Raw genomic sequence first — 24,129 nt, forward strand, 5'->3', positions numbered from 1 at the left:
GAGCTTCACAGCACCCGGCCAACGAGGGACGGCCACCGGGCGGCCACGGGACGAACCAGGGGGTACGGAAAGGTGAACCCCCTGGCCGGACCAGGGGGTTCACCGGGGGCGCCGGTTGCGGCGAGCGGGTCTCAGCGGGTCTCGGCGGGTCTCAGCGCACCGGCGTGATGAAGCCCTGCTCGGTGAGCGTCCGCAGCGACTCCGGCACCCGGTCCCGCAGCACCACGCGGTCCTCGCCCAGCAGCTGCGCGATGGCGTCCACGATCTCGCCCGCCGACAGCGTCCCGTCGCAGACCCCCGCGAAACCGGCGCCCACGGTGTCCACCTTGGTGGCCCGCCGCATGCCCCGGTTGTGACGCAGGATCACGTGCTCCGGATCCTCCGCGCCCGGCGCGCCCACCTGCTCCTGCACCACCTCGTCCGCCAGGACGTAGCGGGCCGCGAGCAGGCCGGCGTCGTCGTGGGCGCGCAGGAAGTCCTGCCGGTCGAACCACTCCTCGATGTGCGGGCCGAGCGGCTGCTCCACCGGGTGCGGCCACTCCTCCACCCGGACGGTCGGGCGCTCGGCGCCGCTCGCCCGCAGGGTGATCCAGCCCATGCCGATGCCCTCGACCCGGCCCGCCTCGAAGGCGTCCAGCCACTCGCCGTACCGGGCCTGGTAGTCGCCGCCCGGGCCGCGGTGGTCGCCGCCGTCGCGAAGCCACAACTCGGCGTACTGGGCCACGTCCTGGACCTCGCGCTGCACGACCCAGGCGTCCAGCCCGGTGCCCGCCACCCAGCCGGCCAGCCGCTCGTGCCAGTCCTCGCCCTTCACGTGCTGCCAGTTGGCGAGCAACTGGCAGTAGCCGCCCGGCTCCAGGTGCGCGGCCGCCCGGCGGACCAGGCTGCGGCACAGGTCGTCCCCGGCCATGCCGCCGTCGCGGTAGGTGAACCGGCCGGCCGGCGAGATCACGAACGGCGGATTGGAGACGATCAGGTCGAACCTGCGGTCCCCGACCGGCTCGAAGAGGCTGCCGGACAGCACCTCCACGTGGTCGAACCCGGAGAGCGCCAGGGTCAGTTCGGTGAACCGCAGGGCGCGGGGGTTGAGGTCGGTGGCGGTGACCTGCTGCGCGTGCCGGGCCGCGTGCAGCGCCTGCACGCCGGAGCCCGAACCGAGGTCCAGCGCGGCGCGCACGGGGCGTCGCACGGTGATGTTCGCCAGCGTCGTGGACGCCCCGCCCACCCCCAGCACCAGGTCCTTGCGGGCCACGCCGTGCGCGGTCTCGCCCGAGCCGATGCCACCGGCGCCGCCCACCGCGCAGCCCAGGTCGGCGACCACCCAGGCGTCCGAACTCGGCAGCCCGGCCACCTCGTTGGCATATGGACGGACGTCGACGGTGGCGCGCACCGACTCGCCGTCCGCGCGCAGCCAGCCGTCCGCCAGGCAGTCCTCCACCGGCAGCGCGGCGGCGGCCGCCTGGTACGGCACCGCCTGCTGGAGCAGGAACAGGCGCACCAGCGTCTCCAGCGGGCTCCCCCCGCGGGTCGCGCGCAGCGCCGGCACGGCCTCGCTGCGGGCCAGCGCCGCATAGCCGGCGGGCCCGAGCAGGTCCAGGCAGCCGTCCGCGGTGAAGGAGGCGGCGAGCAGCGCCTCGCGCAGCTTGGCGAGGCGGGTCGGGTCGAGAACGGGGCTACTGATCACCCCGCCATTCTCCCCCGGCCCGGTCGACCCGCGCCCCGGCCTCTGCCCGCGGTGGCCCCATCGGGCGCCTCTCCCTCGCGCCCCCGGGCGCCCGGTCCACCCCGCATCGACCGTGGCGGCCCGCTCCCCCCTCCCCCGGCCCGACGGCGAACGGCCGGGCCCACTCCTTTCGGGTGGGCCCGGCCGTCGACCGCCGCGTGTGCGGCCTCAGCTCGCGCTGGGGGCCGGGGTCGCCGGGGGCGTGGCGCCCGGGGCGGGCGTGGCCGGCGGGGTCGCGCCGCCCGTCGCGCCGGGCGCGGGGGTGGCGCCGGGCGCCGGGGTGCCGGCGGGCGCGCCGGTGGCACCGGCGCTCGGGGTGGCGCCCGGCGTCGCGGGGGCGCCGCTGGTGCCGCCGCTCGGCGAGGCCGCGGAGGTCGCGGAGGTCGCGGCGCCGGCCGGGGTCGCCTTGCAGCCCTCCTGCTTGGCCATCGCGGCGCCGAGGTCGCCGCTGCGCAGCTTGCTCTGCGCCTGCGTGGAGAGCTTGGCCAGCCCCTGCACCTGGTCGCCGACGCTCTTCAGCGCGTCGGCGAACTTGGCCTGGTCGTTGGTGGGCAGCCCGTCCAGCTTCTTCTGGACGTCCAGGTAGCCGTCCGCCGCCTTCTTCAGCTCGTCGATGGTGTCCTTCTGCAGCGTGGCGCCGTCGCTCACCTTGGGGGCGCCGGCCGCGTCGACGGCGGCGGCGATGTCCTGGTTGGTCTTGGCGAGATGCCCGATGTCCGTCGAGAGCCGCTTCTGCAGGTCGGCGGGGGACTCACCGGTCTTGACCTGTGCGGTGTCGGCGAGCGCGGTCTGGGCCTGGGCGATCGGGTCCTTGGCGGCACCGCAGACGTTCGACGCCCAGGACTCCAGCTGCTTGCTGTTGTCGTCGCCGCAGGCGACGGCGCCGAACGCGAGCAGCACGCCGAGGGCGGGTACGGCCAGCAGTCGCTTGTTCACCGGGAGAAGCCTTTCGGTTCGGTCGTGTTCGGTCGTCGAACCTACACGCCCGCCGTCACCGCCCCGGTTCCCGGCGGCCACCGCCCGGGGGCCCGCCCTCAACCGCCCGTGCCGTGCCAGCTGTTCGAATTGCTCCGGCCGCTGGAGCCGTTCCGGCCCTCAGACCGCCACGGAGGCGACCGCGACCGGCCAGCTCATCCGGATCAGGCCGCCGACCGTGCCGTTGGTGACCTCGAGGTCCTCGACCAGCCCGGTGATCACGGCGAGGCCCAGGGCGTCCTCGTCCGGGTCGCCGCCCGGGGCCGAGCCGGGGGCCGGGACGTCGACGGGGCCCGCCTCGTCCTCGACCTCGATGAGGAAACGCTTCTCCTGGTCGGTCAGGGCGACCCGTACCGCGCCGGTGATGCCACCGCGCTGGTGCAGGCCGACCGCCCGCGAGCACGCCTCGCCGACCGCGAGGCGCACCTCGTCGAGCACCGACTCGTCGACCCCGGCCCGTCTGGCGACGGCCGCGGCGACCAGTCTGGCCGTCCGCACGTGCTCGGGAAGCGCGCTGAATCGAAGTTCGACGGTTGCCATCTCTCCCCCTCGGGGTGCTCCGGCCTGGGGCCGGGCGGGTGCGGCCCCGGAGGGCCGGGCGGGTGCGGCCCCGGAGGGCCGGCCGAACCGGCCCCGGGGCGCCCGGGGGTGCCGGAGCCGCACGGCCCCGGCGCTCCCGGACGCGTAGAACGGAACGGGCCGGCCGCGAGGCCGGCCCGAGCCGCGTCAGTCGGTCGCGCTGACCGCGTCGTCCACCGAGGTGTGGATCGGGAAGACCTTGGTCAGGCCGGTGATGCGGAAGATCTTCAGAATGCGCTCCTGGTTGCAGACCAGGCGCAGCGAGCCCTCGTGGGCACGCACTCGCTTCAGACCGCCCACCAGCACGCCGAGGCCGGTCGAGTCGAGGAAGTCCACGCCCTCCATGTCGACGACGAGGTGGTACTTGCCGTCGTTGACGAGCTCGACGAGCTGCTCGCGCAGCTTCGGGGCGGTGTACACATCGATCTCGCCGCCAACCTCGACGACCGTACGATCGCCGACTGCGCGGGTCGACAGGGACAGGTCCACGGAACCTCCAGCACCTTGCCTTGCTACGTCATGTGCGATCCTCGGCCGGACGGCCGCCACCGCATGGTCGCGAGCCCGGGCGCGCCCAGCCAACGCGTGGCAAGCCTCAGCGCTGCGACCCACGGCCATACGGCCGTCACGGCCACATTCAACCACCTGCGACCATGCCCGCACGATGGCTTGCGACGATTCTCTGTCACGCCGGTGACACACTGGGTCCCCATGCCGCCCCGACACAGCCTGCCCGAGGCACTGCTCACGACCCTGTCCACCAGCCGGGGGCGGTCCGACCGGCTCACCCATACGGAGCACCTTCCCGCCCGACCTGCGCGGTATGCGCCATGGCCCGACTCGATCCGACCGGAGATCGTCGAAGCCGCGCACGCCGTGGGCGTGGAACGGCCGTGGGCGCACCAGGCCGAGGCGATGAACCTGGCCAAATCCGGCCAGACTGTGGTGATCGCCACAGGCACCGCCTCGGGCAAGTCGCTGGGCTACCTGGCCCCGGTGCTCAGCGACCTGCTGGACGGCACCGAGGCCCGCAACGGGCGCGGCGCCACCGCCCTCTACCTGGCCCCGACCAAGGCGCTCGCCGCCGACCAGCGCCGCCGCGCCGCCGAGCTCGCCCCGCCGAGGGTCCGCGCCGCCCTGTACGACGGCGACACCCCGTTCGAGGAGCGCGAGTGGGTCCGCCAGTACGCGTCCTACGTGCTCACCAATCCGGACATGCTGCACCGGGGCATCCTCCCGGCGCACGCCCGCTGGGCCTCCTTCCTCAAGACGCTGCGCTACGTGGTCGTCGACGAGTGCCACAGCTACCGGGGCGTGTTCGGCTCGCACGTCGCCCAGGTGCTGCGGCGGCTGCGCCGCATCTGCGCCCGCTACGGTTCCTCACCCGCCTTCCTGCTCGCCTCCGCCACCACCGCCGACCCGGCCGCCACCGCCCGGCGCCTGACCGGCCTGCCGGCCGAGGCCGTCACCGAGGACGCCTCGCCGCGCGGGCCGATGGTGTTCGGGCTCTGGGAGCCGCCGCTGACCGAGAACGTCGGCGAGCACGGCGCCCCGGTGCGCCGCACCGCCACCGCCGAGGCCGCGCACCTGCTCACCGACCTGGTCGAGCGGGAGACCCGCACCGTCGTGTTCGTCCGCTCCCGCCGCGCGGCCGAACTCGTCGCCCTCCAGGCCCAGGACCAGCTCGGCCGGCCGCTCGCCGAGCGGGTGGCCGCCTACCGCGGCGGCTACCTCGCCGAGGAGCGCCGGGCCCTGGAGCGCGACCTGCACTCCGGCCGGCTGCTCGGCCTCGCCTCCACCTCCGCCCTCGAACTCGGCGTCGACGTCTCCGGCCTCGACGCCGTCCTGATGGCCGGCTACCCGGGCACCCGGGCCTCGCTCTGGCAGCAGGCGGGCCGGGCCGGCCGCGAGGCCCAGGGCGCGCTGGCCGTCCTGATCGCCCGTGACGACCCGCTGGACACCTACCTGGTGCACCACCCGGAGGCGCTGTTCGCGACGCCCGTCGAGGCCACCGTGCTCGACCCCGACAACCCGCACGTGCTCGCCCCGCACCTGTGCGCGGCCGCCGCCGAACTCCCGCTCACCGAAGCCGACCTGGAGCTGTTCGGCCCCTCGACGGCACCGCTGCTGCCCGTCCTGGAACGGCGCGGCCTGCTGCGCCGCCGCAGTGACGGCTCCTGGTACTGGACGCGCCGGGAGCGCGCGGCCGACGCCGTGGACCTGCGCGGCAGCGGCGGCAGCCCGGTGCAGATCGTCGAGGCCGACACCGGCCGACTGCTCGGCACGGTGGACGCGGCGGCCTCCCACACCACCGTCCACACCGGAGCCGTGCACCTCCACCAGGGCCGGACCTACCTCGTCCGGGAGCTCGACCTGGAGAACTCCGTCGCCCTCGTCGAACCGGCCGACCCGCCGTACACGACGGCCGCCCGTGACATCACCTCCATCTCCGTCCTCGACACCGACACCACCGTCCCCTGGGGCGAAGCCCTGCTCAGCTTCGGCTCGGTGGAGGTGGTCAACCAGGTGGTCGGCTACCTCCGGAAGCGGATCTCCACCGGGGAGATCATGGGCGAGAGCAAGCTCGACCTCCCGCCCCGCACCCTGCGCACCCGCGCGGTCTGGTGGTCCGTCACCGAGGACCAGCTGCTCGACGCGAACCTCCCGCTCGACCAGCTGCCCGGTGCCGCCCACGCGGCCGAGCACGCCTCGATCGGCCTGCTGCCGCTGTTCGCCACCTGCGACCGGTGGGACATCGGCGGCGTCTCCGTGCCCCTGCACCCCGACACCGGGCTGCCGACCGTGTTCGTCTACGACGGCCACCCGGGCGGAGCCGGCTTCGCCGAACGCGGCTTCCGCCGGGCCGTCCAGTGGCTGACGGCCACCCGCCAGGCGATCGCCTCCTGCGAGTGCGACCGGGGCTGCCCGTCCTGCGTCCAGTCGCCCAAGTGCGGCAACGGGAACGACCCGCTGGACAAGGCGGCGGCCGTCCTCCTCCTGGACGTCCTCCTCGCCGGAGCGCCCGATGCCGGCACGGAACCCGGGGCTGGGGCGGAACCCGACGCCGGCACGGAACCCGACGCCGGCACGGAACCCGACGCCGGGGCGCCCGTCGGCTCATGAGCCCGCCGCCGCCCCGCCGAGGCCGTCCTCGGCGGCGGTGACCGGGGCCCGGAGCGGACCGGCCCGGGCCCTCGCCCTGGCCGGGCCGACCGGCAGGTGCGGCGGGAGCCCGCCGACCGGCACCTCGGCCACCACCTCGACGGCGTCCGCCGCCTGGTCCACCGCGCAGGAGACCAGCACGGCGCCCTGGGCGGTGGCGATCCCGGCGGCCCGCGCGCAGCCGCCGTCCGCGTCCAGCAGCAGCCGGTCCGCCGCCGCGAGGGCCGCCAGGTCGGCGGCCGACTCGGCCCGGTGCCGGGCGGTGACCACCGCGCCGACCGCGAGCGTGCCCGCGAACACCGCCGTGCCCAGCATGGCCAGCGCCAGCAGCCAGACCGTCGCCGATCCGGCGTCCGCCCCGAACCCGCCCGCCGCCGCGGACCGGTCGGCACGGGCCCGGGCCCATCTCCGGCGCCTCCCTCCTCGCTCCCTCACCCGGTCAACACGTCCTCCCTCGCCGCCACGGCGGACGCCCCGACCCGGACGGCGAGCAGGCCGCCGAGCCGCCCGGGCGCCCCGCAGGGGGCCTCCACCTCGACCCGTACGGTGTCGGCCGCCGCCACCACCCGGACCTGCGCCCCCGGTGGGCCTGCCGCGACGGCGAGTCGGGCGGCGTCCGCCTCGCCCCGCGCGGCCGCCCTGGCACCGACCCGGGCGGCGTCCACGCAGCGGATCTGCGCGGCCGCCGCGAGCACGCCCCAGACCAGCATCGCGGCGAGCAGGACGAGCGCCGGCAAGGCCACCGCCGTCTCCGCGGTGACGAATCCCGCATCGGCCCGCCGCAGCGCCCGGAGCCGTGCCCGTACCGCCCGGCTAGGTCGCATGGAGCGCCCGTTCCAGCGTCTCGGTCAGCAGCCCTGTCACCGCCGCACTGGTCACCACCTTGTAGAGCCCGGCCGCCAGGGCGCACGCCCCCAAGGTCCCCACGGCATATTCCGCCGTGGTCATTCCCGCGTCCGACCTCGCCCGCCGCCGAGCCGCCCGCTGCAACCACCCGAGCCGCTGCCCGAGCCTCCCGGGCCTCCCGACGCCGAGCCCTGTCACCATCACCGCAGTCATGGACGTTCCTCCTGTTTCTCCGATTCCGACATTTCGACATTCCGACACGCTTCGAACTTCTACCGACCCACCGTCACATCGCCTCCGCGAAGCTGCTGGTGAGCCCGACCACCACCGGCACGACCCCGATCAGGACGAAGGCCGGCAGGAAGCAGAGCCCCAGCGGGGCGGTCGCGAGCACCCCCGCCCGACGGACCCGGGTGTGGGCCGCCCGGGCCGCCGCCGCCCGCTGCCCCTGGGCCAGGCCGATCAGCGGACCGGCCGCCGGAGCCCCGCTGAGGCTCGTACGGACCAGGCAGCGGGCCAGCGGCGCCAGCGCGGGGTGCTGATCGCCCAGGCGGCTCCAGCACAACTCCGGCGGTGCCCCCAGGGCCAGTTCGGCCCCGATCGCGACCAGCCGGGGCCCCAGCGGGGCGTCCAGGCTCCGACCGACCGCCGAGACGGCCGCCGAGGGCGAATCCGCCGAGCCCAGGCAGGCCGCCAACAGCTCGGCTCCCAGCGGGAGTTGCCTGATCAGCAGCTCCTCCTCCCGGGCCGCCCGCCGGTCGGTCGGCGAGCGCGCCCCGGCCGACCAGCGGTGCACGCCCACCGCCACCAGCAGCCCGGCTCCCGCACCGAGGCCTCCGCCGAGCAGTACCGCCGCACCGAGCCCCGCCACCGCCGCGAGCGCAGCGCGCCGGCCCCGCTCACCCGACGCGCCGGGCCCCGCCCGCTCCCGCACCTCCTTCCGTTCCTGCTGCCGGGTGAGCACCCGGCGCCTCCTCGCCCGACCCCGTGCCCGGGGCGGGGCCAGCCCCTGGACCAGGGCGCCCGCCGCGACCGCCACCGCGCAGCCGGGGAGCACCCACTCCGCGCTCCGCATCACCCCGGCCCCACCGCCGGCCGGGGCGCCCTCGCCCGCACCCGCGAGAGCCCGCAGCCCCCGCCTCCTCCGCCCGCCGGACGGGCCGGGGCCTCCAGCCCGCCCCTGGCCGCCGCGCGGACGATGCGCCCCGTCCAGAACACGCCCAGCCCCTCCAGGACCGCCCCCGCCGCGAGGCAGCCCAGCCCGGCGGGTGTGTGCAGCAGGACGTCCAGCGGGCGCGCCCCGAGCCCCGCGCCCAGCAGCAGCCCGGCGGCGGGCAGGGCCGCCAGGACGGCGATCGTCGCCCGGGGCCCGGCCAGCTCCCCGGCGATCTCCTCCGCCAGCGCCCGCTCACCGCGCAGCGCCTCGGCGACCCTGTCCAGCGCGGCCGCCAGCCCCGACCCGCCGTCCGAGGCCACCCGCCAGCAGGCCGCGACGGCCGACGCCCCGCCGCCGCCCGGGAGTTCGGCGAGCAGCTGGAACGCGGCGGGCACGTCCCCGCCGTACCGCCCGGCGGCCAGCCGCGCCACGGGCTCCTCGCCGAGCCGGCGCAGCCCCTGCGGATCGGCCGCGAGGCGCGCGGTGACCAGGTGCAGCGCCTGCTCCGGCGTCGCCCCGCCGCGCAACTCCCCCGCCAGCGCCGCGCACAGCTCCACCACGGCCGCCGCGCGCCGCCCGGCCTCCGCCGCCAGCCGCCGCCGCAACCGCCACCTGCGCAGCGGCAGCACGGCCAGGGCCGCGACCAGTGCGGGCACCGGCGAGGCGGTGGCCTGCCAAGCGGCCAACCCGAAGGGCAGGAGCAGCAGTTCAGCCCCCGGAGCGGCCGCGGGGGCGCGCCACCCGATCCCCGGCGCGGCCCGCACGTCCGGAGCCGGCGGACCGACCCCGCCGAGGACCAGTCGCAGGCGTCTGCCGCCCGGTAGTTTCCCCTGCACCGCGCACCATCCGGCCACGGCCACCACACACAGCACCGCCGACCACCAGAACGCGGTCTGACTCTGCGCCACTTCGATCACCTCCGTGTTCACGGCTTTCACCGCCCTCTCCTGTCCCAGGCCCCGAGCAGGGCCACCGCGCCCGTGGCGCACCCGATCAGCAGCAGGACGAAGGCGAGTTCCGCCGCCCGTTCCCGCGCACCCGCCAGCCCTGCCGGCCCGACCAGGGCGGCCGTCACGGCGGCCCCGCGCCGAGCCGCACCCCGCGCGCCGCCAGCAGCGCCACCAGTCGCTCCCAGCCCGGCCCGGGCACCATGCCGCCCGCCACCGGGAAGGCCACCGCCTCGGTGGTGACGGCCAGCCCCGCGCCGTCCCCGGAGAGCGTGTGGACCTCCGCCACCCGGCGCCGCCCCGAACCCGGCTCCCGGGCCACGTGGACCACCACGTCGAGCGCGGCGCGCAGTTGGCTGTGCAGGGCGGGCCGGTCGAGCCCCGCGAGCGAGCCCAGCGCCTCCAGCCGGACGGGCACGTCCGCCGCCGTGTTGGCGTGGACCGTCCCCGTGCCGCCTTCGTGGCCGGTGTTGAGCGCGGCCAGCAGGTCCGAGACCTCGGCCCCGCGCACCTCGCCGATCACCAGCCGGTCCGGACGCATCCGCAGCGCCTGCCGGACGAGGTCCCGCAGGGTGAGCTCGCCCAGCCCCTCCTGGTTCGGCGGCCTGCTCTGCAGCCGGACCACGTGCGGGTGGGCCGGCCGCAGTTCGGCGGAGTCCTCGACCACGACGATGCGTTCCTCGGGGCCGACGAGGCCGAGCAGCGCTGCCAGGAGGGTCGTCTTCCCCGAGCCCGTGCCCCCCGACACCAACAGGGAGAGCCGGGCCCGCACGATGCCGGCCAGCAGCTCGGCGCCCTCCGGCGGCAGGGCGCCGCCCGCCACCAGTTCGTCGAGCGTGAACGGCCTGGGCCGGCACACCCGCAGCGAGATGTGGGTGCAGTCCGCCGCGATCGGCGGCAGCACGGCGTGCAGCCTGGTGCCGTCCGGCAGCCGGGCGTCCACCCAGGGCCTGGCGTCGTCCAGCCTCCGCCCGGCGGCGGTGGCCAGCCGGTGCGCCAGCCGGCGCACCGCCTCGGCGTCGGCGAAGCGGACTCCGGTGGCGCGGCGCAGGCCGCCGCCACGGTCGACCCACACCTCCTCCGGCCCGTTCACCAGCACGTCCGTGACGTCGGGCGCCGCCAGCAGCCGCTCCAGCGGGCCCGCACCCACCAGTTCGGCGCGCAGCGAGCGCACGGTGTCCAGCACCTCGTCCCCGCCGAGCGGGGGCCTGTTGGCCCGCAGCACGGCCGCGACCGAACCCGCCGTCGGCGCGGCCCCGGACTCGGCCAGCCGCAGCCGCACCGCGTCCACCAGCTCCGCCGCCCGCTCCTCGCGCGCCGTCCGGCCGTACGGGCAGGGCCCGTGCCCGGCATCCCGCGCCTCGCCAGACGGCGGCACGCTCCGGAGCGGACGGTGCTCCCGCGCACCCTCGCCCCCGGCGGGCGCCGCGACCCGTACGGGTGTCCTCCTCAGACGGACCATCAGTACACACCTCCTCCGACCGCCGACACCGGCGGCAGTACTTCGTTCAGGAAGGTCGCGCAGAAGCGCGCCAGCGGTCCGGCGCTGCGGCTGCCGGGAGGGACGCCCTTGTCGACGTCCCCGGCGAGACCGGGCTCCGGTTCCAGCTCCCCCGCGAGCTCCAGCCGCAGCCCCTGGGCGATCCTGTGCGCGGGGAGCCCGGAGAAGCGCACCGGGCGGACCACGGCCCGGACGTCCCCGAGCCGCATCCGGGCCGCCGCCGCGACCCTGTCGGCGGCCACAACCGCCCGCAGTTCGGCCGGCACCACCAGCAGCGCCAGGTCGGACTGCTCCAGCGCCTGACCGGCCGCCTCGTCGAGGTGGCGCGGAACGTCGACCACGACCAGCCCGCCGCGCCGTCTGGAGGCGGCCAGCACGCTGCGCATGGCCTGCGGCGGCACCGCCAGGGTGTCCCCGCGGTCCCAGGACAGGCAGGAGAGCGTGGAGGCCCGTTTGAGCGCGGGCAGCGCCTGGGCCAGCTCGGCCCCGCTGACCCGGCCGCGCGAGCCCGCGAGGTCCGGCCAGCGCAGCCCCCGGGTCGTCTCGCCGCCGAGCAGGATGTCCAGTCCGCCGCCCAGCGGATCGCCGTCGATGAGCATCGTCCGGCGCCCGGTGCGCGCACCGGTGACGGCCAGGGCGCAGGCCAGCGTGGAGGCCCCGGCGCCGCCCCGGCCGCCGAGGACGGCCACGGTGACCGCCGGCGAGCCGACGCCCTCCGCGGCGTCCGCGATCCGGTCGAGCAGCCAGGACTCGGCGTCGGGCAGGAACAGGACGTGCTCGGCGCCGAGCTGGACGGCCCTGACCCACACCCCGGGGTCGTCGAGGTCCAGCCCGAGCAGCAGCACCCCGGCCCGCCGCCCCAGCCCGGAGCAGTGCGGGGCCTGGTCGTCGCCGACCAGGACGAGGGAGGCGCCGGCCCAGTGCTCGCGCGTCGGCGGTGCGCCGCGGATCAGTCTGGGCTCCGTCCCGGCCGCGGCGCAGAGCCGCAGCAGGTGCTCGGCCAGGCCCTCGTCCTCGGTGACGACGAGCGGGCCCACGGGCCCGGGGCCCTCGGCGGTGGCGTGGTCGGCGATCGGCGTCGACATGGTGGCTCCCCTCCGCGCCGCCGGCCCCGGGCGGGCCGACGGCGCACGTCGGACGGTTGCGGCGGACGGTCGCCAGGCAGGCCCGGGAGAGGTAAGGGGTTGGACCGTGCCCGGTGACCGCCGCCGACGACCACGGTGGGGGGAGATGCGGAATCCGTCAGCCGTGTTCCGATTCCCTGTGGATAACCCATGTGCCGAATGGCCAGGCCGTCACCCGGGCGGGGGGCTATTCGGTGAAGAAATTGACGATCGAGGATCACCGAGATGAACCGGAGGCTCGCGCACCCCGTTAAACGGACACCGGACATCTGCTCCGGAGGCCGCCGGAAGACCATCGGGATGCTCCGGACACGGCGCTTCGACGGATCGAATGGACCGATCGGAACCAGCCGTACGGCGTGCGGCAGATCACATCGATCGACGACGCAGAGTGACGAAAGTGAAAAGCCCCACCAGGGCGTCGACACCCCCCGTACACCGCCGAGGGCGGTCGGCCCGGCGGCCCTCGAGGGGCCGTTCAGGCCCTGAAAATGGCCCTGGACGTGCGACGACCCCCGCCGGGGGGGAGAGCGGGGGTCGTCTATCCACAGCCCGACTCGGGGGGGAGGAGCCGGACCGGGTTAGCACGGTCGCGAACGATCCGTGACTTCCATGGTGTACCCGAGCGGCCAGAAACACAAACCCGCACGCCCGCGAGTACGCCGAATGGAGGGCTGTTTTGCGGCTCCCTCTATCCTCGGTTCCCGTGGACACCACCGAGAACGCCGACGACCGCGCCGACGACTCCCCGGGCGAGGCCACCGGGGCCGAGCGGTTCCGCCCGCCCGTGCGCCCGGATCCGGCGGGCCGACGCACGGCGGCCTTCTTCGACCTCGACAAGACCATCATCGCCAAGTCCAGCGCGCTGGCCTTCAGCCGCCCCTTCTACCAGGGCGGCCTGATCAACCGTCGGGCCGTGCTGCGCAGCGCGTACGCCCAGTTCGTCTTCCTGGTCGGGGGCGCCGACCACGACCAGATGGAGAAGATGCGCGAGTACCTCTCGTCGCTCACCCGGGGCTGGAACGTCCAGCAGGTCCGCGAGATCGTCGCCGAGACCCTGCACAACCTGATCGACCCGATCATCTACGACGAGGCCGCCTCGCTGATCGAGCAGCACCACGCGGCCGGCCGGGACGTGGTGATCGTCAGCAGCTCCGGCTCGGAGGTGGTCGAACCGATCGGCGCGCTGCTCGGCGCGGACCACGTGATCGCCACCCGGCTCAAGGTCGAGGGCGGCTGCTACACGGGCGAGATCGAGTACTACGCCTACGCGGAGAACAAGGCCGCCGCCATCAGGGAGTTGGCCGCCTCGGAGGGCTACGATCTTGCCGCCTCCTACGCCTACAGCGACTCCTCCACCGACCTGCCGCTGCTGGAGGCGGTGGGCCACCCGTCCGCCGTGAACCCCGACCGCGCGCTGCGGAAGGAGGCGCACGCCCGGGCCTGGCCGGTGCTGGTCTTCGACCGGCCGGTGCAACTGCGGCGCCGGCTGCCGGAGTTCTCGGCCCCGAGCGGTTCGGTGCTGACGGCGGTGGCGCTCGGCGCGGCCGCCGTGACGGCCGGGGTGATCTGGTACCTGGCCCGTCGGCGCCGCCCGTCCGTCTGAGACCGGTCCCTGGACCCGCCCGCACCACGACCGGACCCGCCCGAACCATCGAAGGTCACAAAACGGGCAATCGTCATGTAGTTCACCTTTCGGGTTCCCCTTTCACCCGAAACGCGATACAAAGGAAGCACGGCCCGCGAGACCCGGTAAGGACCGAAGAGGTCGAACCGACAACGCAGTTCAGGCCCCACGGACCGCGTGTAGATAGCCGAGCACCCACATGCAGCCGACCCGCTGTCGGGCCGCCGGACCAGACGAACGGGCACGAGATCCCCGTCTGATCGGCACTTTCCGGTGCATGCTTGGTCACCCGACATCTGCACCAGCGGCGGCACCCGGCAGGATCAGGTGCCGCCGCATTCATGCGCGGAAACGGGAGCGGGAGCGGGAACGGTCAGACCATGCCGCGCTGCATCGCCTCGCAGACCGCGGTGGACTCGCGAACGCCGAGCCGCAGCGCGCCGCCGCAGTGCGCGATCCAGGCCGCCATCCCGCCCGGCGTGCCGGACAGGTAGCCCGCGAGTGCCCGCCGGTAGGCCTCGGTGCCGAGTTCGGCGAGACCGACCTCGGCCGGGCAGATCGACTTCGGGTCGAGCCCCTCGGCGATCAGCACGATCCGCTGGGCGGCCCGCGCGATCACGCCGTTGTACGAGCCGAACGGGCGCAGCGCGAGCAGTTCGCCGTGCACCACCGAGGCCACCACGAGGGCGGGCGTGCCGACGCCCTGGCCCTCGGCGCGGGCCACCAGCAGCCGGGAGAGCTGGTCGAGCCGGGAGGCGACCTCCTCGGCGCCGGGCGCGGGCGGCAGCGCCAGCACCGCTCCCTCGGCCGGCGCCACCGGGACGCCCTCGACCGGGTCGAGGTCCAGGGGGAACAGCTCCTCGGCCGTCTCCCCCGCCCTGCGCGGGCGGCCCGCGGCCGGGTCGCCGTCGCCGACGGCGAGCAGGTGCAGCCGGGCCAGCACCTGGAGCGGCGAGTGACGCCAGATGCTGAGCAGCTGCCCGGCCTCGGCGGCGATCCGCAGGGCCGCGCCGACCGTCCGGGACTCGGGGTCGGCGCTGAAGTCGCTGCGGCGCCGGACCTCCTCCAGCGGCCAGTCGGCACCGGCCAGGGCGGCCGAGGCGCGGGCTCCGCGCAGCGCGGACTCGGAGGTGACCTCGGCCGCTCGGCGGCGCATCACCCGGTGTCCGTAGAGCCGGTCGACGGCCTTGCGCACCTCGGCCACGGCGTCGGGCACCCCGGGGAGCTGGGCCAGCGGGGCGAGGGGATCAGTTCCAGTGCTCACCTACCCGAGAGTAATGAACGGGCCGCCCCTCCCGGAACAGCAACCCCGCATCACCCGTTAGAGGCAATCCTCACTTCCCTCCCCCGACGGCACCCAAACCCCGGATAGCATGGCGACTAACGGAGACGATAACGATTTCCAATAGGGGTCCCGCCTCCGCGCACGCGACCCTGAGCAGGCGGCCCCGAGCGGGGCCCAGAGCGAGAGCCGGAGTCCCAGATGAAGATCGCCTTCGTCGGCAAGGGCGGCAGCGGGAAGACCACCCTGTCCGCACTGTTCATCCGCCACCTGGCCGCCGCCGGCCGCCCGGTGATCGCCGTCGACGCCGACATCAACCAGCACCTGGGCCCCGCACTGGGCCTGACGGACGCCCAGGCCGCCGGGCTCCCCGCCCTGGGCGCGCACCTGCCGGAGATCAAGGAGTACCTGCGCGGCGACAATCCGCTGATCCGCTCGGCCGACGAGATGATCAAGACCACGCCGCCCGGCCGGGGTTCGCGCCTGCTGCGGATCGTCGAGGAGAACCCGGTCTACGCCGCCTGCGCCCGCCCGATCGCGCTCGACGAGGGCTCCGTCCGGCTGCTGGCCACCGGCGCGTTCACCGAGGAGGACCTCGGCGTCGCCTGCTACCACTCCAAGGTCGGCGCGGTGGAGCTGCTGATCAACCACCTGCTGGACGGCCCGGACGAGTACCTGGTCACCGACATGACCGCCGGCTCCGACTCCTTCGCCTCCGGCCTGTTCACCCGCTTCGACCTGACCTTCCTGGTCGCCGAGCCGACCCGCAAGGGCGTCTCCGTCTACCGCCAGTACAAGGACTACGCCCGGGACTTCGGGGTGCAGCTGCGGGTGATCGGCAACAAGGTGCAGGGCCCGGACGACCTGGCCTTCCTTCGCCGCGAGGTCGGCGACGACCTGCTCACCACCTTCGGCCAGTCCGACTGGGTGCGCCGCCTGGAGCAGGGCGCCGAGCCTCCGCTGAAGTCCCTGGAGCCCGCCAACCGGGCGGTGCTGGAGGAGCTGCGCGCCGAGGTCGAGGCGGCGTACGGGCTGCGCGACACGCGGCGCTACACCGAGCAGGCGGTGCTCTTCCACCGCCGCAACGCCGAGAGCTGGGCCAACGCCAAGGTCGGCATCGACCTCGCGACCCAGGTCGACGAGGGCTTCGTCCTGGGCGGGTCGGCGGACCTCAGCAGCGAAGAGTGCCCCGCCCCCGCCTGACCCGACCGCTCCGGCTCGAACGGGCCGCGGCCACCCCTCCTCCCCAGGGTCGGCCGCGGCCCGTTCGCCGTTGCGCGCCACGCCCGTGCACCGCCACCAGCAGATTCGCAACGGTTCGGCCACCACCCAATGGGGTGAATCGCGGCTTTTCCACTTCCCTCCCCGAATGACGCTGTGCAAAGCTTTCATTACCCTCGGTTTACCGAGTCTTGATGATCCGTCCAGCAGCCCTCGGCGAGACCTCCCGCAACTCGCCCGGGCCCCGGCGGATCCTGATGGTCGACGCCGGCCGGTGACACCCGCCCTCCCCGCCGAGCCCACGCCATCCCGCCACACCGTCGCGACCCACGACAGCCGATCCGCCCCGGAGCCCCGCCCCGGACTCACCACCGGACCTGACTGCGTTCGTTCACCGGACAGACGGGAAGACCATGACCCTCGACATCTCCACCGCCCCCATCGCCTCCGACACCACCGACCACGCGCCGCCGCCCACCGGGCGGGCCCGTTGGGCGCGGGACGCCTCCGCCTCCCTGGTCGTCGCCCTGATCGCCGTGCCGTTCTCGCTCGGCATCGCCCTCGCCACCGGCGCCCCGCTCACGGCCGGCCTGGCCGCGGCGGCGGTCGGCGGGATCGTGGTCGGGCTCTTCGGCGGCACCCCGCTCCTGGTCAGCGGCCCCTCCGCCGCGCTGACCGTCATCACCGCCGGGCTCATCGCCCGGTACGGCTGGCAGGCCACCTGCGCCATCACGGCCGCCGCCGGCCTGCTCCAACTCCTGCTCGGGGCACGACGAGTGGCCCGTACGGCGCTCGCCGTCTCGCCCGCCATCGTCCACGGCATGCTGGCCGGGGTCGGGTTCGCCATCGCCATCGCCCAGCTGCACGTCGTCCTCGGGGGCTCCCCACAGAGTTCCGCGATCGCCAACCTCCTGGCGCTACCGGGGCAGTTGGCCGGTCCGCACCCGGCCGCGCTGCTGATCGGCGCGGTGACGGTGGCCGTCCTGCTGGCCTGGCCACGGATGGGCCGACTCCCGGGCCGGGCGGGCCGGTTGGGCGCCGCGCCGGCCAAGGTGCCGGGGCCGCTGGCCGCCGTCGCGGCCGCGACGGCGCTCGCCCTGCTCCTGGACCTGCACGTGGCCCACATCGCGCTGCCCGCCTGGACGCCGCACGCGCCGGTGCTCGCGCTGCCCGACGGCCCCCTGGCGGGGGTGCTCGCCGCCGTCCTCACCGTCACCGCCGTGGCCAGCGTGGAGTCGCTGCTGTCCGCCGTCGCCGTAGACCGGATGTCCCGCCGCACCGGCGACCTCGACCGCGAGCTGCGCGGGCAGGGCCTGGCCAACCTCGTCAGCGGGCTGGTCGGCGGGCTGCCGGTCGCCGGCGGCGCCGTCCGCAGCACCGCCAACGTCCGGGCCGGCGGGCAGAGCCGGTGGTCCTCGGTGCTGCACGGCGTCTGGGTGCTCGCCGCCGCGCTGGCGCTGACCGGCGGGCTGCGCCTGATCCCGCTGGCTGCCCTGGCCGCGCTGGTCCTGGTCGTCGGGCTGCAGATGGTGAACTTCGCGCACATCCGCAACGTGCACCGGCACCGGGAGTTCCCGGTCTACCTCGTCACCGTGCTCGGCGTGGTCGCCCTCGGCGTGCTGGGCGGCGTCGCCCTCGGCGCCGGCACCGCCGTGCTGCTCGCGCTCTACCGGCTGACCCGCGCCCACGTGGACGTCGAGACGGGCCCCGACGGCTCCGTCACCGTCCACACCCACGGCCCGCTCACCTTCACCGCCGTCCCCCGGCTCAGCCGCGCGCTGGCCGGCGTCCCGGCCGGCAGCGAGGTCACCGTGGTCCACGACGGCTCCTTCCTGGACCACGCCGCGTACGAGACGCTGCACGGCTGGCGGACGGGGCACCAGGGCACGGGCGGCCGGGTCTCGATGGTGACGCGCCGCCAGGACGACGAGGTGCTCGACCCGGACGGCACGGTGCGCACGGGCAGTTCGCCGGGCCCGCACCGCTGCCGCGCCTGGACGCCCTGGGTCGGCCACCACTGCATCGAGCAGCAGGAGGACCCGCACGGCCGGCTGCTGGACGGCGTCCGGGTGTTCCAGCAGCACACCGCCCCGCTCGTCCGGCCCGAACTCGCCCGGCTGGCCCGGGAGGGGCAGACGCCCTCCCAGCTCTTCCTGACCTGCGCGGACTCGCGGATGGTCACCAGCATGATCACCAACAGCGGCCCGGGGGACCTGTTCACCGTCCGCAACGTCGGCAACCTGGTGCCCGCGCCCTTCGAACCGGGGGCCGCCGACGACTCGGTCGCGGCCGCGGTGCAGTACGCCGTGGAGTCCCTGGAGATCCGCTCGATCACGGTCTGCGGCCACTCCGGCTGCGGGGCGATGAAGGCCCTGCTGGACGGGGTGCACGAGCGACCGGGGCCGCCCACCCCGCTGACCAGGTGGCTGCGCAACGGCCGGGGCTCGCTGCAACGGCTCCGCCAGGCGCCCGCCGACTTCGCCGACCGGCCGGTGGTGGACCTGGCGGAGCAGCTCTGCCTCACCAACGTCGTCCAGCAGCTGGACCACCTGATGGCGAACCCGGCGGTGGAGCGCCGGGTGACGGAGGGCACCCTGCGGCTGGTCGGGATGTACTTCGACTTCGCGACCGCCCAGGCCTACGTCCTCGACCGCGCCGCCGGGACGTTCAGCCCGGTCGAGGCCCGCCCGGCCCCCGCTTCGCCCGAACGGGTGAGGGCGGAAACGGAGGGCCCCGAGCTGGCCGCCTGAGACCCGGGCCCGCTCCCCGCCGCGCGGGCCGGGGAGCGGGCCCGCCCACCGCCGGGCCGCGCTTGCGCCCTCGGGCGGCGCGCAGCCCGGGCGGCCGTTCGATCCTCGGTCAAAGGTCTACACCAATTACCAGGAGCCTCTTGTCAACTGCCCCTCTCGCCTGGTGAGCTGTGCGCTGGGACACACGGGACAATCCCCACGCACGGGATCGTCCCCGATCATGACTCGATGAGGAGTGCGCGTTGAGCAACGAGAGCCTGGCCAACCTGCTCAAGGAGGAGCGGCGCTTCTCCCCGCCGGCAGAGCTCGCCGCAGCCGCCAACGTCACTGCGGACGCCTACACGCGGGCCTCCGAGGACCGCCTGGGCTTCTGGGCCGAGCAGGCCCGCCGCCTCGACTGGGCCGTCGAGCCGACCGAGACCCTCGACTGGTCCAACCCGCCCTTCGCCAAGTGGTTCGCCGACGGCAAGCTCAACGTGGCCTACAACTGCGTCGACCGCCACGTCGAGAACGGCCTCGGCGACCGCGTCGCCATCCACTTCGAGGGCGAGCCCGGCGACGGCCGCTCGATCACCTACGCCCAGCTCAAGGACGAGGTCTCCCAGGCCGCCAACGCGCTGCTGGAGCTCGGCGTCCGCAAGGGTGACCGCGTCGCCGTCTACCTGCCGATGATCGCCGAGGCGGTCGTCGCGATGCTCGCCTGTGCCCGCATCGGCGCCACCCACTCGGTGGTCTTCGGCGGCTTCTCCGCCGACGCCGTGGCCTCCCGCATCCAGGACGCCCAGGCCAAGCTGGTCATCACCGCCGACGGCGGCTACCGCCGGGGCAAGCCCTCCGCGCTCAAGCCGGCCATCGACGAGGCGCTCACCAAGGTCGACGGCGTCGAGCACGTCCTGGTGGTCCGCCGCACCGAGCAGGACATCCCGTGGACCGAGGGCCGCGACGTCTGGTGGCACGAGATCACCGCCCGCCAGTCCACCGAGCACACCCCCGAGGCGCACGACGCCGAGCACCCGCTCTTCATCCTCTACACCTCGGGCACCACCGGGAAGCCCAAGGGCATCCTGCACACCTCGGGCGGCTACCTCACCCAGGCCAGCTACACCCACCACGCCGTCTTCGACCTCAAGCCGGAGACCGACGTCTACTGGTGCACCGCCGACATCGGCTGGGTCACCGGGCACTCGTACATCGTCTACGGCCCGCTCTCCAACGGCGCCACCCAGGTCATCTACGAGGGCACCCCGGACACCCCGCACCAGGGCCGGTTCTGGGAGATCGTCCAGAAGTACGGCGTGACGATCCTCTACACCGCGCCGACGGCGATCCGCACGTTCATGAAGTGGGGCGACGACATCCCCGCGAAGTTCGACCTGTCCTCGCTGCGCGTCCTGGGCAGCGTCGGCGAGCCGATCAACCCCGAGGCCTGGGTCTGGTACCGCGAGCACATCGGCGCCGGCAAGACCCCGATCGTGGACACCTGGTGGCAGACCGAGACCGGCGCCATCATGATCAGCCCGCTCCCGGGCGTCACCGAGACCAAGCCGGGCTCGGCCCAGCGCGCCCTGCCGGGCATCGGGGCCACCGTGGTGGACGACGAGGCCAACGAGGTCCCCAACGGCTCCGGCGGCTACCTGGTGCTCACCGAGCCGTGGCCGTCCATGCTGCGCACCATCTGGGGCGACGACCAGCGCTACATCGACACCTACTGGTCGCGCTTCCAGGGCCGCTACTTCGCCGGTGACGGCGCCAAGAAGGACGAGGACGGGGACATCTGGCTGCTCGGCCGGGTCGACGACGTCATGCTCGTCTCGGGCCACAACATCTCCACCACCGAGGTCGAGTCGGCGCTGGTCGGCCACCCGTCCGTGGCCGAGTCCGCCGTCGTCGGCGCCACGGACGCGACCACCGGCCAGGCCATCGTCGCCTTCGTGATCCTGCGCGGCGGCGTCACGGAGACCCCGGAGCTGGTCGAGGAGCTGCGCGCCCACGTCGGCCGCACGCTCGGCCCGATCGCCAAGCCGAAGCAGATCAAGGTCGTCGGCGAGCTGCCGAAGACCCGCTCCGGCAAGATCATGCGCCGCCTGCTGCGCGACATCGCCGAGGGCCGCGAGGTCGGCGACACCACCACGCTGGCCGACAGCTCGGTGATGAGCCAGATCCAGGCCCAGCTGCCGCCGGCCGGCGCCGAAGGCTGAGCAGGACGCACCACCTGACGGTGCCCCGGGCGGAACCCTCCGCCCGGGGCACCGCCGTTCAGGCAGGCCGGGCCGACGGCTCGGCGGCCAGGCGGCGCAGCGTCTCGAAGGCGCTCTGCAGCACCGCCCGGCCGCGCAGCGAGCGGGTGCCCGCCAGCACCGCCAGCCCCACCTGGGCGCGGGGGCTGAACCCGGCGAAGGTCCTGAACCCGCGGGTCGAGCCGGTGTGGAACAGCAGCTCCCCGTCTCCCCCATCAGCGGGCCCGGCGCCCAGCGGGCGGTGCTTCCACCCCAGGCAGATCCTGGTCCCACCCTCCCGGAGCCGCCCGGCCCGGGGGCGGCGGACCTCGCCGAGCGCCGTCCGCAGCGCTGCCGCGTCGGTGCGCTCCGGCAGCGGGACGGCGTCCAGCAACAGGTGGGCCTGGAGGTAGCGGAGCATGTCGTCGGCCGTCGACCGCAGGGCCGCCGCGCCCGGCAGCGCGGGCAGCCGGAAGGAGGGCACCCACCGGCCGCGCCGGTACCCGTCGACGTCCTCCCGGCCGGGCCCGCAGGAGGTGTCGACCAGCCCGAGCGGCCCGCAGACCCGGGCGGCCAGCAGGTCGTCGTACCGCTGGCCGGCCGCGTTGGCGAGCAGCAGCCCGAGCAGTCCGCAGCCGAGGCTGGAGTACCGCACCTGGGTGCCCGGGGTGCCGCGGACGGCCGTGCGGGGCAGCGCCCTGAGCAGGTGCGTCGGGCCGTAGGTCGCGTACGGGCGGGTGAACCAGCGCGGGGCGGCGGCCGGCAGCAGGCCGACCGGGAGCCGGGGCAGCCCCGAGGTGTGGGTGGCCAGGTGGAGCAGGGTGATCGGCCGCTCGTACGGGTAGCCGGGGACGGCTCCGGCGGGCAGGTAGCGGTCGATCGGATCGTCGTACCGGACCTCGCCGCGGGCGGCCATCTCGGCGAGCAGCAGCCCGGTGAAGGTCTTGGTGACGGAGCCGAGCTCGAACCGGGTGTCGGCCCGCAGCGGGTGCTCGCCCGCGCGGTCGGCGTGGCCCCGGCAGGCGACGGTCCGTTCGTCGCCGCGGATCACGGCGACGGCGACGCCGCCCCCGGGGCCGGAGGCGCGGAACAGCGGGCGGAGCAGCCGGTCGAGGTCCGCCGGGACCTTGGACGGGGTGTCGGACCGGTCATCGGACGGGTCATCGGCGGGGGTCCCGGATAACAGCGGCGGTTCGGGCGTGGTGGTGCCACCACGGGGCATGGTCGTGCCTCCAGCGACGAGGGCGGAAAGGGGCGGGGACGGAAGAGGGGCGGAAGGGAGGCCGCCCCAAAGCGGGCGGCGCCTGCGACCGACGATAGGAACGGGTTCACCCGGGTGCACGCGGCCAGGGCCGTTCGGGTGCCGCCGGGCTGCTCCCCCCGGGTGCAGAACCGGCCGCCAGGGCTTAAGTCCTTGAATAGGACAAACCGGATGTCACCTGAACGTCCCGTAGACTGTTAAGGACGCATCAAGATCCCCGAGCCGGGACACGGGCGTCACAGGGCGCGCCGGGAAGTCTGGTCGGCAACTGCATCACGCATGCATCCGTTGCCGCTCCCAGCCCCTCAGGAGGTCCCACGTGACCGACCAGCCGCCCGTCCACGAGCCGACGACCCGCCGCCGGCAGCTGCTCGGCCGGTTGTCCCTCCCCGAGCGCACGTACATCACCAACGCCCTGCGCACCGAGACCGTCGGCGGCATGCTGCTGCTCGGCGCCGCCGTGGTCGCGCTGATCTGGGCCAACGTCTGGCCCGGCGCCTACCAGAGCGTGATCGACTACCGGATCGGCCCGTCGGGCCCGCTCCACCTCGACCTCACCCTCGCCGGCTGGGCCAAGGACGGCCTGCTGACGATCTTCTTCTTCGTCGCCGGCATCGAACTCAAGCGCGAGTTCGTCGCGGGCGAGCTGCGCAGCCCCAGCGCCGCCGCGCTGCCCGTCATCGCCGCCGTCTGCGGGGTGGCGCTGCCCGCGATCCTCTTCGCCCTCGTCAACTCCGGCACCGGCGGCCACCCGGGCGGCTGGGCGATCCCGACCGCCACCGACATCGCCTTCGCCCTCGGGGTGCTGGCCGTCGTCGGCAGCCACCTGCCGTCCGCGCTGCGCGCCTTCCTGCTCACCCTCGCCGTGGTCGACGACCTGATCGCGATCCTGATCATCGCGGTCTTCTACAGCTCCGGCATCAAGTTCTGGGCGCTCGGCCTGGCCTTCGCCGGCCTGGTGCTGTTCTGGTTCCTGCACCGGCGCGGGGTGCACGGCTGGTACCTGTTCGTCCCGCTGGGCGTCGTGGTCTGGGCGCTGATGCACGAGAGCGGCATCCACGCCACGGTGGCGGGCGTCGCCATGGGCCTGATGCTGCGCTGCCACCGGGAGGGCGACGAGAAGCACTCCCCCGGCGAGCACATCGAGCACCTCGTCCGCCCGATCTCGGCCGGCCTCGCCGTCCCGCTGTTCGCGCTGTTCGCCGCCGGGGTGACGATCTCCGGCCCCGCGCTGCGCGAGGTGTTCACCCAGGCCGCCCCGCTCGGGATCGTGATCGGCCTGCTCGTCGGCAAGACGGTCGGCATATTCGGCGGCACCTGGCTGGCCGCCCGCTTCACCAGGGCCGAGCTGAACCCGCAGCTCAAGTGGGCCGACCTGTTCGCCGTCGCGGTGCTCGCGGGCATCGGCTTCACCGTCTCACTGCTGATCAGCGAGCTGGCCTTCCCGGACGACCTCGCGCTCGCCGACCGCTCCAAGACCGCCGTCCTCGTCGGCTCGCTGCTCTGCGCCGTCGTCGCCACCGTCCTGCTGAAGCTGCGCAACCGGCACTACCGGGCGCTGTGCGAGGAGGAGGACCGGGACGTGGACGGCGACGGCGTCCCGGACGTCTACCAGGCGGACGACCCGGCCTGGCGGGCCCGCACCGCGCACCTCACCGGCGCCCCGGCCGAGGAGCCCTCCGACGGGCCCGGCACGGCCCGCTGAGGCCCGCTGAGGCCTCAGGAACGCGCGCAGGGGCCCCGGAACGGAGCGGCGCAC

Annotated in this window: 20 protein-coding genes; 6 read left to right on the forward strand and 14 right to left on the reverse strand. The window is 74.9% G+C overall.

The window, feature by feature from the left end:
* Nucleotides 1-151: 151 nt before the first annotated feature.
* From ACIRRS_RS27325 to bldG, 4 genes are all read right to left on the reverse strand, one after another.
* On the reverse strand, nt 152-1,684 hold the full coding sequence (locus tag ACIRRS_RS27325) for a methyltransferase (RefSeq protein ID WP_402975909.1): 1,533 nt from the start codon (nt 1,682-1,684) through the stop codon (nt 152-154).
* 207 nt (nt 1,685-1,891) lie between these two features.
* Nucleotides 1,892-2,659 carry a hypothetical protein gene (locus ACIRRS_RS27330; RefSeq protein ID WP_402975911.1) on the reverse strand — a complete coding sequence of 256 codons (768 nt, stop codon included), beginning with the start codon at nt 2,657-2,659 and terminating at the stop codon, nt 1,892-1,894.
* Nucleotides 2,660-2,818: 159 nt separating this feature from the next.
* Nucleotides 2,819-3,238 (reverse strand): ATP-binding protein, encoded by a 420-nt coding sequence (locus tag ACIRRS_RS27335; RefSeq protein ID WP_402975913.1) that lies wholly within the window; start codon nt 3,236-3,238, stop codon nt 2,819-2,821.
* Nucleotides 3,239-3,424: 186 nt separating this feature from the next.
* Nucleotides 3,425-3,766 carry an anti-sigma factor antagonist BldG gene (bldG, locus tag ACIRRS_RS27340; RefSeq protein WP_030289397.1) on the reverse strand — a complete coding sequence of 114 codons (342 nt, stop codon included), beginning with the start codon at nt 3,764-3,766 and terminating at the stop codon, nt 3,425-3,427.
* A 222-nt stretch (nt 3,767-3,988) separates the two neighbouring features.
* Between bldG and ACIRRS_RS27345 the strand changes: the two genes are divergently transcribed.
* The gene (locus tag ACIRRS_RS27345; RefSeq protein ID WP_402975915.1) at nt 3,989-6,400 is read left to right on the forward strand and encodes a DEAD/DEAH box helicase; all 2,412 of its coding nucleotides are present in this window, start codon (nt 3,989-3,991) and stop codon (nt 6,398-6,400) included.
* Here the strand turns inward: ACIRRS_RS27345 and ACIRRS_RS27350 are convergent.
* The 8 genes from ACIRRS_RS27350 to ssd all read right to left on the reverse strand — a co-directional run bounded on the left by ACIRRS_RS27350 (nt 6,395) and on the right by ssd (nt 11,974).
* Nucleotides 6,395-6,874, reverse strand: a complete 480-nt coding sequence (locus ACIRRS_RS27350; RefSeq protein WP_402975917.1) for an Rv3654c family TadE-like protein — start codon at nt 6,872-6,874, stop codon at nt 6,395-6,397. The two genes, ACIRRS_RS27345 and ACIRRS_RS27350, sit on opposite strands and share 6 nt — an antisense overlap.
* Nucleotides 6,871-7,182: a TadE family type IV pilus minor pilin gene (locus ACIRRS_RS27355; RefSeq protein ID WP_402975919.1), complete on the reverse strand. Its 312-nt coding sequence runs from the start codon at nt 7,180-7,182 to the stop codon at nt 6,871-6,873. The genes ACIRRS_RS27350 and ACIRRS_RS27355 overlap by 4 nt, the downstream gene beginning before the upstream one ends.
* Before the next feature lie 70 nt (nt 7,183-7,252).
* A complete protein-coding gene (locus ACIRRS_RS27360; protein WP_402975921.1) occupies nt 7,253-7,366 on the reverse strand; it encodes a DUF4244 domain-containing protein in 114 nt (37 codons plus the stop codon).
* Between the two features lie 205 nt (nt 7,367-7,571).
* The gene (locus tag ACIRRS_RS27365; RefSeq protein ID WP_402975923.1) at nt 7,572-8,249 is read right to left on the reverse strand and encodes a type II secretion system F family protein; all 678 of its coding nucleotides are present in this window, start codon (nt 8,247-8,249) and stop codon (nt 7,572-7,574) included.
* 110 nt (nt 8,250-8,359) lie between these two features.
* Entirely contained in the window at nt 8,360-9,349 is a 990-nt protein-coding gene (locus ACIRRS_RS27370) for a type II secretion system F family protein (protein WP_402975925.1), read from the reverse strand.
* A 26-nt stretch (nt 9,350-9,375) separates the two neighbouring features.
* Complete coding sequence (locus tag ACIRRS_RS27375) at nt 9,376-9,516, reverse strand: hypothetical protein (protein WP_402975927.1); 141 nt, start codon at nt 9,514-9,516, stop codon at nt 9,376-9,378.
* Complete coding sequence (locus ACIRRS_RS27380; RefSeq protein ID WP_402975929.1) at nt 9,513-10,766, reverse strand: TadA family conjugal transfer-associated ATPase; 1,254 nt, start codon at nt 10,764-10,766, stop codon at nt 9,513-9,515. Before ACIRRS_RS27380 ends, ACIRRS_RS27375 begins: the two co-directional genes overlap by 4 nt.
* Before the next feature lie 83 nt (nt 10,767-10,849).
* Nucleotides 10,850-11,974 carry a septum site-determining protein Ssd gene (ssd, locus tag ACIRRS_RS27385; protein WP_402975931.1) on the reverse strand — a complete coding sequence of 375 codons (1,125 nt, stop codon included), beginning with the start codon at nt 11,972-11,974 and terminating at the stop codon, nt 10,850-10,852.
* An 826-nt stretch (nt 11,975-12,800) separates the two neighbouring features.
* On the opposite strand from ssd, the gene ACIRRS_RS27390 reads away from it, so the two are divergent.
* Nucleotides 12,801-13,619 (forward strand): HAD family hydrolase, encoded by an 819-nt coding sequence (locus ACIRRS_RS27390; RefSeq protein WP_402976022.1) that lies wholly within the window; start codon nt 12,801-12,803, stop codon nt 13,617-13,619.
* A 394-nt stretch (nt 13,620-14,013) separates the two neighbouring features.
* Here the strand turns inward: ACIRRS_RS27390 and ACIRRS_RS27395 are convergent, their stop codons facing one another.
* Entirely contained in the window at nt 14,014-14,904 is an 891-nt protein-coding gene (locus ACIRRS_RS27395; RefSeq protein WP_402975933.1) for an oxidoreductase, read from the reverse strand.
* Nucleotides 14,905-15,123: 219 nt separating this feature from the next.
* Here ACIRRS_RS27395 and ACIRRS_RS27400 point away from each other — a divergent pair, with 219 nt between their 5' ends.
* The 3 genes from ACIRRS_RS27400 (at nt 15,124) to acs (ending at nt 21,091) form a co-directional block, all read left to right on the forward strand.
* Nucleotides 15,124-16,125 (forward strand): ATP-binding protein, encoded by a 1,002-nt coding sequence (locus tag ACIRRS_RS27400; protein ID WP_402975935.1) that lies wholly within the window; start codon nt 15,124-15,126, stop codon nt 16,123-16,125.
* Nucleotides 16,126-16,556: 431 nt separating this feature from the next.
* Nucleotides 16,557-18,893 (forward strand): SulP family inorganic anion transporter, encoded by a 2,337-nt coding sequence (locus ACIRRS_RS27405; protein WP_402975937.1) that lies wholly within the window; start codon nt 16,557-16,559, stop codon nt 18,891-18,893.
* A 242-nt stretch (nt 18,894-19,135) separates the two neighbouring features.
* Nucleotides 19,136-21,091 (forward strand): acetate--CoA ligase, encoded by a 1,956-nt coding sequence (acs, locus tag ACIRRS_RS27410; RefSeq protein WP_402975939.1) that lies wholly within the window; start codon nt 19,136-19,138, stop codon nt 21,089-21,091.
* Between the two features lie 58 nt (nt 21,092-21,149).
* Here the strand turns inward: acs and ACIRRS_RS27415 are convergent, their stop codons facing one another.
* Complete coding sequence (locus ACIRRS_RS27415; protein WP_402975941.1) at nt 21,150-22,331, reverse strand: serine hydrolase domain-containing protein; 1,182 nt, start codon at nt 22,329-22,331, stop codon at nt 21,150-21,152.
* A 358-nt stretch (nt 22,332-22,689) separates the two neighbouring features.
* Between ACIRRS_RS27415 and nhaA the strand changes: the two genes are divergently transcribed.
* A complete protein-coding gene (gene nhaA / locus ACIRRS_RS27420; RefSeq protein ID WP_402975943.1) occupies nt 22,690-24,075 on the forward strand; it encodes a Na+/H+ antiporter NhaA in 1,386 nt (461 codons plus the stop codon).
* Nucleotides 24,076-24,129: the final 54 nt, after the last annotated feature.

The sequence above is a fragment of the Kitasatospora sp. NPDC101183 genome, from assembly GCF_044767945.1.
GTDB lineage: Bacteria > Actinomycetota > Actinomycetes > Streptomycetales > Streptomycetaceae > Kitasatospora.

Excerpts from the sequence above, each read along its gene's own strand:
- ssd (WP_402975931.1), bottom strand. The coding sequence starts at position 11,974 with ATGTCGACGCCGATCGCCGACCACGCCACCGCCGAGGGCCCCGGGCCC.
- ACIRRS_RS27345 (WP_402975915.1), top strand. The coding sequence starts at position 3,989 with ATGCCGCCCCGACACAGCCTGCCCGAGGCACTGCTCACGACCCTGTCC.
- ACIRRS_RS27415 (WP_402975941.1), bottom strand. The coding sequence starts at position 22,331 with ATGCCCCGTGGTGGCACCACCACGCCCGAACCGCCGCTGTTATCCGGG.
- ACIRRS_RS27400 (WP_402975935.1), top strand. The coding sequence starts at position 15,124 with ATGAAGATCGCCTTCGTCGGCAAGGGCGGCAGCGGGAAGACCACCCTG.
- ACIRRS_RS27405 (WP_402975937.1), top strand. The coding sequence starts at position 16,557 with ATGACCCTCGACATCTCCACCGCCCCCATCGCCTCCGACACCACCGAC.
- ACIRRS_RS27335 (WP_402975913.1), bottom strand. The coding sequence starts at position 3,238 with ATGGCAACCGTCGAACTTCGATTCAGCGCGCTTCCCGAGCACGTGCGG.